At 57.5% G+C, this 11,950-nt stretch carries 9 protein-coding genes and 1 pseudogene; 6 read left to right on the top strand and 4 right to left on the bottom strand.

The window, feature by feature from the left end; genetic code table 11:
* Window positions 1-159 precede the first annotated feature (159 nt).
* Genes D460_RS0122715 through D460_RS0122705 form a run of 3 tightly spaced genes read left to right on the top strand, consistent with a single transcriptional unit; the run spans window position 160 to window position 3,510 of the window.
* Window positions 160-1,275 carry a glycosyltransferase gene (locus tag D460_RS0122715; RefSeq protein WP_196809360.1) on the top strand — a complete coding sequence of 372 codons (1,116 nt, stop codon included), beginning with the start codon at window positions 160-162 and terminating at the stop codon, window positions 1,273-1,275.
* 7 nt (window positions 1,276-1,282) lie between these two features.
* Complete coding sequence (gene wecB, locus D460_RS0122710) at window positions 1,283-2,383, top strand: UDP-N-acetylglucosamine 2-epimerase (non-hydrolyzing) (RefSeq protein WP_018900895.1); 1,101 nt, start codon at window positions 1,283-1,285, stop codon at window positions 2,381-2,383.
* Entirely contained in the window at window positions 2,383-3,510 is a 1,128-nt protein-coding gene (locus D460_RS0122705; RefSeq protein ID WP_026283423.1) for a glycosyl transferase, read from the top strand. The genes wecB and D460_RS0122705 overlap by 1 nt, the downstream gene beginning before the upstream one ends.
* Before the next feature lie 512 nt (window positions 3,511-4,022).
* Here the strand turns inward: D460_RS0122705 and D460_RS33630 are convergent.
* Window positions 4,023-4,691 carry a hypothetical protein gene (locus tag D460_RS33630; protein WP_196809359.1) on the bottom strand — a complete coding sequence of 223 codons (669 nt, stop codon included), beginning with the start codon at window positions 4,689-4,691 and terminating at the stop codon, window positions 4,023-4,025.
* A gap of 197 nt (window positions 4,692-4,888) precedes the next feature.
* Between D460_RS33630 and D460_RS0122695 the strand changes: the two genes are divergently transcribed.
* The 3 genes from D460_RS0122695 (at window position 4,889) to D460_RS0122685 (ending at window position 8,298) form a co-directional block, all read left to right on the top strand.
* A complete protein-coding gene (locus D460_RS0122695) occupies window positions 4,889-5,788 on the top strand; it encodes an MBL fold metallo-hydrolase (protein ID WP_018900892.1) in 900 nt (299 codons plus the stop codon).
* A complete protein-coding gene (locus D460_RS0122690) occupies window positions 5,781-6,920 on the top strand; it encodes a tyrosine-type recombinase/integrase (RefSeq protein WP_018900891.1) in 1,140 nt (379 codons plus the stop codon). The genes D460_RS0122695 and D460_RS0122690 overlap by 8 nt, the downstream gene beginning before the upstream one ends.
* Before the next feature lie 307 nt (window positions 6,921-7,227).
* Window positions 7,228-8,298 carry a 3-deoxy-7-phosphoheptulonate synthase gene (locus D460_RS0122685; protein WP_018900890.1) on the top strand — a complete coding sequence of 357 codons (1,071 nt, stop codon included), beginning with the start codon at window positions 7,228-7,230 and terminating at the stop codon, window positions 8,296-8,298.
* 95 nt (window positions 8,299-8,393) lie between these two features.
* Here D460_RS0122685 and serA read toward each other — a convergent pair whose 3' ends face one another.
* The 3 genes and pseudogenes from serA to D460_RS0122670 all read right to left on the bottom strand — a co-directional run bounded on the left by serA (window position 8,394) and on the right by D460_RS0122670 (window position 11,580).
* Window positions 8,394-9,632: a phosphoglycerate dehydrogenase gene (gene serA / locus D460_RS0122680; protein WP_026283422.1), complete on the bottom strand. Its 1,239-nt coding sequence runs from the start codon at window positions 9,630-9,632 to the stop codon at window positions 8,394-8,396.
* A 268-nt stretch (window positions 9,633-9,900) separates the two neighbouring features.
* Window positions 9,901-10,518, bottom strand: a pseudogene (gene repC / locus D460_RS33625) (plasmid replication protein RepC); the annotation flags it as partial.
* A gap of 60 nt (window positions 10,519-10,578) precedes the next feature.
* Window positions 10,579-11,580 carry an IS30 family transposase gene (locus D460_RS0122670; protein ID WP_018900887.1) on the bottom strand — a complete coding sequence of 334 codons (1,002 nt, stop codon included), beginning with the start codon at window positions 11,578-11,580 and terminating at the stop codon, window positions 10,579-10,581.
* Between the last annotated feature and the right edge of the window lie 370 nt (window positions 11,581-11,950).

The raw sequence follows: 11,950 nt of genomic DNA, 5'->3' as shown, positions 1-11,950 counted from the left end.
CGTTTGCAAAGGGCTGTACGAAAGTTGGTATATGATGGCGCTCGAAGGGCATTTTGGGCACTACCCGCCCCCCTGCGCAGTCACTTGCACGGCGCGCGACATTCGTTGGTGCGACGGCTCCGTGCGGGAGGAAGCGGCGGCAAACCACTCGCAGGCGATTTGGACTGGCAACGCTTTCGCGATGGTCCGCTTGCTGAAGGGCGCCACCGCGTCGTCTTTATTCTGGAGGCGAGCGTTGATTGGGGCATAACGTTATACCAACGCCCACATCATATGGCACTTGCGCTCGGGAGAATCGGCTGCTTGGTGTTGTATCGCACAACGGGTGACGGTGTCGTTGGCTTTCGCCCGATCGGAAGCAATGTGTGGCTCGTCAACGACCGAAACGTCGACTCAATCCCTGGCGCAGTGCGGAGCTTCTACAGCACGACCTTGTTCGCCGACAAAAGCCATCTTCGCGCCGCAAAGAACACGGGGCTTGTCGCCTATGAATATATAGATCACATCGATGCCTCCATATCGGGCGGTTCATCCAGCCTTCGACGACTGCTGGAGCTAAAGCAGGCCGCATTTGAAAGCGCCGATCTCATCGTCTCCTCTGCTAGACTGCTGCACGACGAGGCAGTGGAGGCCTGTGGAGAACATCGCTGCCTCTCAGTCCCGAATGGGGTGGATGTTGCGCACTACAGGGATGAACACAGCACGACGGAAATCTCACAAGTGCTCAAAACGTTCATGCTGGGTCATAGCCACATTGTTGGTTACTTCGGAGCAATCGCACCTTGGCTCTGGTACGACCTAATCGAGGAAATCAGCAATCTGCTGCCCGAGGTCGGTTTCGTGTTGATCGGGCCGGACTATAGCGGTTGCGTTCCGCGCCTACCTCGAAAAAGCAACGTGATTTACCTTGGACCGATCGACTATCAGAAGCTGGCGGCCCACGCAGGCCTGTTCGACGTCTGTTTCATCCCCTTCGTCATGGGAGAGATAGCGCGATCCACATCGCCGCTGAAACTGTTTGAATATTTCGCACTTGAGAAACCGGTGGTGGTTACCAGCGATATGATGGAGTGCGTCGCTTACGACGAGGTTTTCTCCGGCAGCAATGCAGAAGAATTTGCACGCGCCATCAAAGAAGCATTGAACCTTCGAAACGACCCCCAGTTCAAACAGCGGTTGCGCGTTCTTGCTGACGCAAATAGCTGGGATGTTCGAGCAGAAGTCTATATATCGAAGATCGAGGCCTTGATTGCAGGCACGCGTTCCATTTCCTGAGGTTACCATGAAAAAGAAAATCATCTGCGTCATCGGCACACGGCCGGAGGCCATCAAGATGGCCCCGGTCATTCTTGCATTGAAGCAAGAGCCTTGGGCAGACGTGAAAGTGCTGGCAACAGCCCAGCACCGCCACATGCTCGATCAAGTCTTGACCTTCTTCGATATAAAGCCCGATATTGATCTCGACATCATGCGCCCAAACCAGGCGCTCGCTGCTTTGACAGCCAGACTATTGTTGGCGATCGACGAGGTGCTCGAGACGGAAAAGCCGGATGTAGTGCTCGTTCAGGGTGATACGACGACGGTGATGACTGTTGCACTGGCTTGCTTCTACCGCGCAGTTCCCATCGGTCATGTGGAAGCGGGTCTGCGGACATGGGATATTCGCAATCCATTCCCGGAGGAAGCCAATCGCGTCATTGCTGGTAAGCTGGCTCGTTGGCATTTCGCTCCAACGGAAGGCTCCCGTCAGAACCTTCTCAAGGAAGGTATCGCAGATCGGGACATACTCGTGACCGGCAATACGGTCATCGATACTCTTCTGATGACTGCAGCAAAACCCTTGGAAATCACGGTCCCGCTTGATGACAGCAAGCGACTTGTGATGGTGACCTCGCATCGACGTGAGAATTTTGGGGAACCGTTCCGAAATATCTGTCAGGCTCTAAAGGCCCTGGCAGAGCGCAATCCCGACGTTCAATTCCTTTACCCGGTCCACCCAAATCCCAATGTCAAGGACGTTGCGCACCAGGTGCTCGGCGCTATTCCCAATTTTATTCTTTGCGAGCCGCTGGACTATGCACCGTTCGTCGCGGCGATGAAGCGCGCCCACTTCATTTTAACGGACTCCGGGGGTGTGCAGGAGGAAGCGCCGGCGCTTGGCAAGCCGGTTCTTGTTTTACGTGACGAAACGGAGCGTCCCGAGGCTGTCGAGCAGGGCGTAGTGAAACTCGTCGGACCGAACTATGACCTTATCGTTCGTGAGGCCCAACGATTGCTGGACGACGATAAAGCTTATGGGGAAATGGCACGCGGAGTATCGCCATATGGGGACGGACTTGCATCGAAGCGCATCGCGGGAACCCTGCGAGAGTTTTTTTCCTGATGCGTTTGGTTTATCTGTCACCTGTTCCGTGGGCGAGCTTCGCGCAACGCCCCCACAAATTCGTGGAGTGGTTTCACAAGCGTACTGACGCACGCGTGCTATGGATTGATCCTTATCCAACACGCCTTCCCGAACTCGCAGATTTCAAGCACCGCCCCACCCCATCGCGCGAAGAACGGCAGGGTCTGAGTGACTGGATAAGCGTGGTACGGCCATCAGCGCTGCCCATCGAACCGTTGCCTGGATTATCGTTGATCAACAAACTGGTTTGGTCGTCAACCTTTCTCCAGGTCAGAGAATTTGTTGGCGGACACAATGCATTGATAGCCGTTGGAAAGCCAAGTTTGCTGGCGAACCTGTTGATTCGGGAGCATGTGGAAATACCGTCCTTATACGACGCTATGGACGAATTCCCGGCTTTTTATAGCGGTTTATCAAAAGCCGGAATGAAGAAGAGGGAAATTGAACTCGTAAGAAAATGTCGCGATCTTTGGGTGACAAGCACCCGACTGAAACAGCACTGGGTGAAAATGAGGCCCGATCTTCAGCTTGTCCCAAATGGCCTCGAACCAGCTCTATTTGTCAATGTCGGTAGAGACGAACGAAGCGAGACAAAGAAGGTATTCGGCTATATTGGAACCATCGCGAAATGGTTCGACTGGGAGTGGGTTGTCGAGCTAGCCAAGGCGAGACCGAACGACACTGTGCGGCTGATCGGCCCGACCTACGTGCCCGTACCAAAATCGCTTCCCACGAATATCGAGCTTCTGCCTCCATGCAGTCATCAACAGGCAATCGACGCGATAAGTCGCTTCAACGTAGGCATTATCCCTTTTAAAGATAGTCCTTTGACTGCTTCGGTAGATCCCATCAAATATTATGAGTATCGGGCAATGGGGCTTCCAGTTATCTCGACGGATTTTGGCGAGATGTCGCTTCGATTCGAAGCCGAAGGCACATTCATAAGTCGCTCTCTCGAAGATATCGAGGAGCAGGCTGTACGTGCCCTAGAGCATCAAGACGCGCTTGAAGACGTGCGCGAGTTTATCAATGACAATAGTTGGGCTCGACGGTTCGACAGAGCCAAATTGTCGGCAGAGAACAAGTCAGTCGCGCATTCATCCTGACCCTATGTTGATGAACATCGAGAACTGACCCGGCGTTTCCAGCGAGAGTTCTCAATAGAGATATCAGGCCACGCCGGGTCGGTTCTCAGTGGCAATCAACAGACCTACAAATGAGTGTTACTTTAATCCACCGCCAAGCAGCCGAAGGCAATATCCGCGACGAGTCGCAGGGATCATAAAGATGGGCCCGTTCGATCCACCTCGGAATGAGGCAATGCCTTCGCTGCGACGACGCTGACACGAAAACGTGCGGTCATGCTGGCTCTCCACTTAACCTGAGACTTAGCACTTAGTTTGAGACTGCCAATTGGAACGAGGCGTGTCGACGCGCTGAGGCAATCCGGGCGTTTCCGAAGCGCAGGTCTGGTGATGTAACTTCCGGGGATAGAAGAGATTTTAGACTGTTCGCTTCAGTCGCTTGGATACTCGCAGCTGCATTTAATTTGAGATTCTAGACCGGTAGAATCTCAAATTAAGTGCCAAATGGGAATAAAACGGGCGAAATCTCACGGTTAATCGCCAAACGACACCCCATCCCAAAGAGGAAAACGGCTCGAAGAGCAACCGGTTAACATGAAGGCTGAACAACTTGAAGCAGGCAAGCCAAGCCGATCCCCTGCTCGCGCCAAACAGGTTGCCTCCTCAATCGCCGCACTTGAGCGAGCAAGGATCGCGTCAATGTCGGCGAAGACGCTGGCGTCTGGATCGGACGCGTTCTCGTCAACCTCGTTGTCAAGCTCCCCCTCCCCTCCCCCGGCCAGTTCGCGATTAGCCCCACTCCCGCCGTCCTCTCCGAATGATTGTCCGGGCCATGCCCGGGCTGCAGGCCCCGCCTGCCGGAGGGTGCGCAGGCCGTCGGGGCTGAGGGCCCAGGCCGGCGGTTGGCTGGCGATGCGGCGGCGGGTGCGCAGCACGTCGCGGGCGATGGTCAGTTCGTGGGTCGGGGCGCGGACGTCGGCGCCAGCGTCATGGAGGACGAGGTCCTCGAGATGCACGAGCTCGCCGTCGAGCCACAGCGAGGCGCAGGCATCGGCAAAATTTTGGCGTTCGATGAGGCCGGCGCCGACATTCGAGCGACTGATGCGTTCGTCGAGCCGGCATAGACCTGCTGTCGCCGCGGTGACGGGCTTTAGCATCCTCTGGATGGGCACATGAGTGAGATCGTAACGCATTGAATTCATGGTAAAATCATTCGTTAAACGAATGCTATTGGATATTTACTGTTCGTCAGTGCGTATGATCTGTAGTGGGATTTTCAATTATCGATAATTATAAGTTATCGATAGTAGTTGATTTCGAGTCGCAAATCATCGAAAGCTGGCCTTCGCCACGGCCGCAAAGGCCACAGAAATCGCTGTTTTGGGGCAAGAACCGCACGATGGACGTCACGCTTCAACTGACAAGCTATCCCGGGCTCGACGAGCGCATCACCATCCTGCGGGCGGCCGACGAGGTCGATGCCGTCTTCGTCCGGACTGAGCGATTCAATATCCTGGTCGACACCCTGGCAACCCCTGCCCTGTGCCGGCAAGCGCTCGACCTGCTTGCGGAAAAGATGGGCCGCCGCCCATTGCTGGTGATCAACTCGCATATGGACTGGGATCACTTCTGGGGGAATGCCGCCCTCGACCGCAGCGTGCCAATCATCGCTCATGCCACAGCCACCGATCGGCTTCGGGATCCGGCTGCACAGCAGGTCCTCGCCGAGAAAAAGCAAGAGCCGCGGTTTCAGGCGGTCGAACTTGTCGCGCCCAACATCACCTTCGCTGGCGAGACGATGGCTCTGCATGGCGGTGATCTAACCCTGGAGCTCATTCATACACCCGGACATACGCCGGATCATATTGCCGTGTGGGTCCCGGAAATCCGCACCTGCCTGGCGGTCGATACCGTCGAGCATCCGATCCCGGAAGTCTGGAGCAGCGATCCAGCCGATCTATGCGCCCTCATCGCCTCCCTGAAACAGATCCAAGATCTTCAAGCGGACTACGTCGTCCTTGCCCATGGCCAGCGTGCCGACCCGGCTGTTGTCGATTCCAACCTGCGCTATTTCGCCAGGCTACGCGACCGCGTTGCCGGCCTCGGCGAGATCGACATTGGCGCAACCGACCTCGCCGACCGCGGAGGGGTGCGGCTGCAGGACCTGGTCACCGTGCCGGAGGACATGACGGCGGAGACGCGCGTCTTTTATGAACGGTGCCATCGTTCAAACCTCGCAGCGGTAATAGCGGCTTATAAAGCCGGGATAAAGTTCATCTCGGACGGCTCTGATGGCTAGAAAGCTGACCGGCATCGAAGCCCGCGCCGTCGAGCTCGACACCATCGCCGCCGTGTTGCCGATCGAGCGCCGCGACGAGCTTGCCGAGCTCCTGACCGATCAGGACATCGAGACGCTGCGCCACCTCGTCAATGAGGGGATGGGCGACAACACCCTGCGCGCCATTACCTCGGATCTCGCCTACCTCGAAGCCTGGGCCCTGGCGGCGACCGGCAGCCCCCTCCCCTGGCCGGCGCCGGAAGCGCTGCTGCTAAAATTCGTCGCCCATCATCTGTGGGATCCACAGCGCCGGGAAGACGATCAGGATCATGGCATGCCAGCCGATGTCGATCACAGCCTGCGAAGCCAGGGGTTCCTTAAATCCACCGGCCCTCACGCGCCGGCGACCGTGCGCCGGCGCCTGGCTAGCTGGTCGACCTTGACCCATTGGCGCGGCCTCGACGGCGCCTTCCCCTCCCCTCCCCTGAAGGCGGCCATTCGCCTCGCCGTTCGCGCGGTCCCTCGGACCCGACGGCGCAAGAGTGCCAAGGCGGTCACCGCAGATGTGCTCTCCAAGCTGCTGGAGACCTGCGAGAGCGACAGCCTGCGCGACCTGCGCGACCGGGCGATCCTGATGGTCGCCTTTGCCTCCGGCGGTCGCCGGCGTAGCGAAATCGCCGGATTGCGCGTCGAGCAGCTCACGAGCGAGGCGCCGGTCGAGCAAAAGGACGGCCCTCACCTCCCCTCAATCGCCATTCATCTCGGCCGGACGAAAACGACATCGGGTGAGCAGGACGAGGTCGTCTATATCACAGGGCGGCCGGTGGAAGCGTTAAACGCCTGGATGGCGACGGCCAAGATCGACAAAGGTAGCGTCTTCAGGGGGATTGGACGGTGGGGAACCCTGTCGCGGCGCCCTCTCGACCCGCAGTCGATCAACCTCATCATCAAACAGCGAGTGGAGATGGCAGGGTTGAAGCCTGGGGAGTTCTCCGCGCATGGTTTGCGATCGGGCTACCTGACGGAGGCCGCCAATCGCAGCATTCCGTTGGCCGAAGCCATGGAGCAGTCGCGCCACCGATCGGTGCAGCAGGCGTCGAGCTTTTATAACAGTGCTACGCGGCGAAGTGGGCGAGCAGCGCGCATGCTCTAGAACCAGATAGTCCCCCATTGTGAAGTTCCCGGGAGTTTCCGAAAGCGCCCAGCAGGCGCATCCCGCCGGCAGTGGCTCCGGCTCGCGAGTGAAGTATGGAAATCGGCAGTGACAAGTCGCTCGTCTTGCTGTAGCAAGATGTCATGTCGATCGCTTGCGCCTATGTTTCCCGATTTTATTATTTCCGTGCCTCGGTGCGGAAGCGGGAACATGCGTAGTTAAGAAAGACGCAATTTCACCCGACCAACCGCTAGTCAACCTGGCGGTTTTTTTATGCGCCCGGTATGACCTCCTGGAGACCAATACCGTGACGAACGCTACTGACGACCTTCGTATTACCAATATCGTCGAACTCTCCTCCCCTGCACTCATCATAGATGAGCTGCCGCGTGACGAGACTGTCAGCAAGACGGTGCTCGGCGCACGCAGCGCCATCCATGATATCCTGACCAAGAAGGACGACAGGCTTCTTGTCGTTGTTGGCCCCTGCTCTATCCATGATCCGGTCGCGGCGATCGACTACGCCAAGCGGCTCAAGGAACAGCGCAACCGGCTGCAAGACGACCTCGAGATCGTCATGCGCGTCTACTTCGAAAAGCCGCGGACGACCGTCGGCTGGAAGGGCGTGATCAACGATCCCGGCCTCGACGGCAGTTTCCGGATCGAGCATGGTCTGCGCATCGCCCGCAAGCTGCTGCTCGATGTGAACGACCTGGAGTTGCCGGCGGGCTGCGAGTTCCTCGATACGATTACGCCGCAATACATTGCAGACCTCGTCAGCTGGGGTGCCATCGGTGCGCGCACGACTGAAAGCCAGGTCCACAGGGAGCTCGCCTCCGGCCTATCGTCGGCGATCGGCTTCAAGAACGGTACCACCGGCGATGTCCGCATCGCCCTCGACGCCATCATGGCCGCCTCGCAGCCGCATCATTTTCCGGCGGTGACGAAGGACGGACGCGCAGCGATCGCATCGACAAGCGGTAACGAGGATTGCCACGTCATCCTGCGCGGCGGCAAGCAACCGAACTATGATCGCGAAAGCGTGGCGTCGGCAATGACCGCATCCCGCGAGGCAAAGCTCGACCCGCGTATCATGATCGATGCCAGCCACGCCAACAGCCGCAAGGATCCCGAGAACCAGCCCGCCGTCCTGCAGGATGTCGCGCAACAACTTGCCGACGGCAATGATGCCATCATCGGCGCAATGGTCGAGAGCAACCTCGTCGGCGGCCGGCAGGACTTGATCCCCGGTAAGAAACTCGTCTACGGCCAGAGCATCACGGACGGCTGCATCGACTGGCCGACGACCGTCAACGCCCTCGAGACATTGGCATCGGGCGTCAAGGCGCGCCGGGCAGCCAACAAGATAAAGTCCTGAACAAACGGCGGAGCGCAGAGCTCTGCGCTCCGCCTTGTCTGTCCCCGGCTTACGGCCAGGCTACCTCAAGTCGGCTGGCATCACGGCACTCACCGTCAATACAGCAACCGGGTTCTGATCGTGCCCGGTATCGCGCGGAGTGCCTGTAGGATTTGATCGGGCGCTTCCGACACATCCTCGACCTCAATGACCACATAGCCCGTGTCTCCATGGGTCTGGAGGAACTCGGCGACGATGTTGAGCCCGCGCGTGGAGAAGATTTCGTTGAGCTTGATGAGCGTGCCGGGGCGGTTTTCATGGACGTGGATGAAGCGTGTCCCGTTCGGGCGTTCAGGCAATTGCACCTGCGGAAAGTTTACGGCGCCCATTGTCGAACCAATGTCCGAATACTCAACCAGTTTCCTGGAAACTTCGCCGCCGATGCGCTCCTGCGCTTCCTCGGTGGAGCCGCCGATATGGGGTGTCAGTATGACGTTGCTCAACCCCTGAAGCGGTGTTTCAAAACGATCTCCGTTCGACGCCGGCTCCACAGGGAACACATCAACGGCGGCCCCAGCAACGTGACCTTCCTTCAGAACCTGCGCGAGCGCATCAAGATCGACGACTGTTCCGCGCGAATTGTTGATGAAGATGGCACCCTTCTTCATGCGGCGCAGTTCGACTTCGCCGATCATGTTGTGAGTCAATGCCGTTTCCGGAACATGCATCGTCACATAATCCGAAATTTCGAGGAGCTCGCCGAGCGACGCCATCGATTCCGAATTGCCGCGGCGTAGCCGATCGGAAAGATCGAAATAGCGCACCACCATGCCCATGCTTTCGGCAAGCGCACTGAGCTGCGAACCGATATTGCCATAGCCGACGATTCCGAGCGTTTTGCCACGCACCTCGCGGCTGCCAACAGCGGATTTTTCCCAGCCGCCTTGATGAGCTGACGCAGAACGCGGGAAGATCTGCCGTGTCAGCATGATGATCTCGCCGATCACAAGTTCCGCGACCGAGCGGGTGTTCGAATAGGGCGCGTTGAAGACAGGTATCCCGCGGCGTCGTGCTGCATCCAGATCGACTTGGTTCGTGCCGACGGAGAAACAGCCAACGGCAATCAGCTTCTTGGCGGATTCGAAGATCTCGTCCGTCAGCTGTGTTCGTGAGCGAATGCCGATGATATGTGCATCGGCGATATGACGCTTGAGATCCTTGTCGTCCAGCGCCTTCGACAGATGAACCAGGTTGGTGTAGCCACACGCGGTAAAGTATTCTACGGCGCTCCGGCTAATGCCTTCGAGCAGAAGCACCGAAATCCGGTCACGAGAAAGAGAAAGCTGTCGAGTCATGTTAGACCTCTGGTCTCGGATAAAAATTTGCCGGCATCGCCTGGAGACGACCGCGGCGTTCTCGACATGGCTTTGCGACCATCCTGTAAACAGTGCAAGCGCAAAACCCAATTATTCTCCCATCTCTCTGTGAGGAGAGTGGCAATGCGAGGACACTGGAGCATGCTTCAAACGTGCTAATGCCCTGTTTTAACACACAAAAGAACCCAAAAAAACGGCCGTCAAGTTCTGCTGAAGCGCTTCGGCCGGCCGGATCGCAGGAGGGTCATCAACCAGCGCGGCGCTGGTCCAATCCTTGGGCCTTCAGCAACGCCATCAGCATCGGTCCGAGCGAGAACTCGCCGCGCTCCGACCGCTTGGCCAAGTCTCGCAAATACCCGCCAGGCGAGTTTATCATATTGGATTTCTCCAAGATGCAGGCCATAGCCACCGCGGCATTCTCAGGCCCCATCGATCCGCACGCCTCCTCGTAAGCAGATGGGCTGACACCCAGCATTGAACGGACGACTACCGCGGCTGCCATCAACTCGCGCCAATGGTCGATCTTGCCGCCGGGCCCGTAATCGCCGATCTGCGGGCAGGCCCGAAGCACCATGCCAAGCGGAAACGCTTTGATCGGCTCAATGTTGCGCTGCCTTCCGCCTTGCGCCCTGCCCTGTGTTTCCGGCTCTTGCTCCAAGTTCTCGCCCTGCTCTTTTTCAGAGCGAGGTTCAAATTCAATGATGGATTCGGGTTTTGAACTCTGTATGTGGCGCTCGTTTTGGATAGCATCGCCATCCATATTTTCAGCTTTTATCTGATTTTCCAGCCGGTTGACTATTTCATCGCGAAGCAGCTCCATTTCATCGAGGGTGGCCTCTACCTGCTGACGGGTTGCATAGCGTGGAACCCACCCCGGTGGGGAAGCTAACCCAAGTGCGCCGTGCCTGTACTTCAGGGTAGGGGATCACCCTCCTTCTTGCAAATGAGCGATAAACACCTCGGCTGGTGTCTTGTAGCCGAGGCATTTACGGGGTTGGTCGTTCAGGTGACGTGTGAGTTGGATCAGGTCGCGCTGTGACACGCCCGCCAGATCCGTTGTTCCCGGCATGAAGCGACGGATGCGCTTGTTTGCGTTTTCGACAGCTCCCTTCTGCCAGGGTGCACTCGGGTCGCAGAACCAGCTGCGTGCGCCGATCCCGTCTTCCAAAGCCCTGAATCCGGCAAACTCGGTACCGCGATCAAACGTGAAGCTTTGACGCGCAAAGGCCGGCAGAGGAGAAAACGCTCTGATGATCTTGTCCATGATCGGGCCAGAGTGCCGGCTTGGATTCTTGATGAGAACGGTATAGCGCGACTTGCGCTCCACCAGAGATGTCACGTTGGCATGGCCGAGTGGACGTTCGAAGATGAGGAGGTCGCCTTCCCAATGCCCGAACTGCGATCTATCTCCAATGAAATCAGGACGTTGAGATATGCGATGCGAGGCCGGAAAAGCACCGTCGCGCGGCTTCCTGGAGCGTAGTGGACGACGTTTGCGACGGGCTTCTGGAAGATACTGATAGAGGCCGAGACCATAGTCTTCCTTGCTGTAAATAAAGCGATAGATGGTCTCTTTGCAGACACGAACGCGATCGTGTCCATCCAATAACAGGCGACCAGCGATCTGCTCAGGAGACCAGCGTGCCTCCAACTGGCTAATGATCTCCTCGCGCAAATTCGGGTAGCGTCGCAGCTTTCTCAGTCTCCGTCGGCGTTCGTTGGAAATATCCTGCGCTACAGTGCTGTAGTAGCCATCGTACTCTGGCAATTCACGATCATGAAACGTGTTGCGTTTGATCTCGCGGTAAATCGTCGAGCGGTGACGGCCAAGCTGGCGGGCCATCTCGTTGACGGGAACTCTTGCCGCTACCAGCTGATGTAGTCGTCGGCGATCGGCGAGGGTGATCTGCGTATAGCATCGGGACATGCCAAAATCTCCAAAGTGAAGCCATTGAAATCATTGGCATGTCGCACTTGGAAATAGAATGTACCCGGCTACAATCAATGTCAAAGCTGAATAGGGCTGCGACGTTGTCAGCCATTTAGAAACGCGACACTGGCTGCTCGGATCAGCCCCCGATCCGACCGGCTGGGCCGGGTTGAAAGGGCGGAGCGGGGGCGGGTGATGACGCTCCCTTTCGGCTTTAGCTTTCTCTGTGGCAATTGTTTCGTCGTCGGCTGATACTCGCTTTTATCTGAATAGAGCGGGTAAGGATCAAAGCTGCACGATGCTTCCGGAAATCAAGCTGCAGGGTGACGTCGATGTCGCCGCGCTGTCACCTCTTCTTCGCGGCATG

The sequence above is a fragment of the Rhizobium sp. 2MFCol3.1 genome (assembly GCF_000377565.1).
In the GTDB taxonomy this organism is placed as follows: Bacteria; Pseudomonadota; Alphaproteobacteria; order Rhizobiales; family Rhizobiaceae; genus Rhizobium.
This window is presented reverse-complemented; position numbering and strand designations above follow the sequence as displayed.

Coding starts and splice junctions, on each gene's coding strand:
- D460_RS0122670 (WP_018900887.1), bottom strand. CDS start 11,580: ATGTCCCGATGCTATACGCAGATCACCCTCGCCGATCGCCGACGACTA.
- D460_RS0122690 (WP_018900891.1), top strand. CDS start 5,781: ATGGCTAGAAAGCTGACCGGCATCGAAGCCCGCGCCGTCGAGCTCGAC.
- D460_RS0122695 (WP_018900892.1), top strand. CDS start 4,889: ATGGACGTCACGCTTCAACTGACAAGCTATCCCGGGCTCGACGAGCGC.
- wecB (WP_018900895.1), top strand. CDS start 1,283: ATGAAAAAGAAAATCATCTGCGTCATCGGCACACGGCCGGAGGCCATC.
- D460_RS0122705 (WP_026283423.1), top strand. CDS start 2,383: ATGCGTTTGGTTTATCTGTCACCTGTTCCGTGGGCGAGCTTCGCGCAA.
- D460_RS33630 (WP_196809359.1), bottom strand. CDS start 4,691: ATGAATTCAATGCGTTACGATCTCACTCATGTGCCCATCCAGAGGATG.
- serA (WP_026283422.1), bottom strand. CDS start 9,632: ATGACTCGACAGCTTTCTCTTTCTCGTGACCGGATTTCGGTGCTTCTG.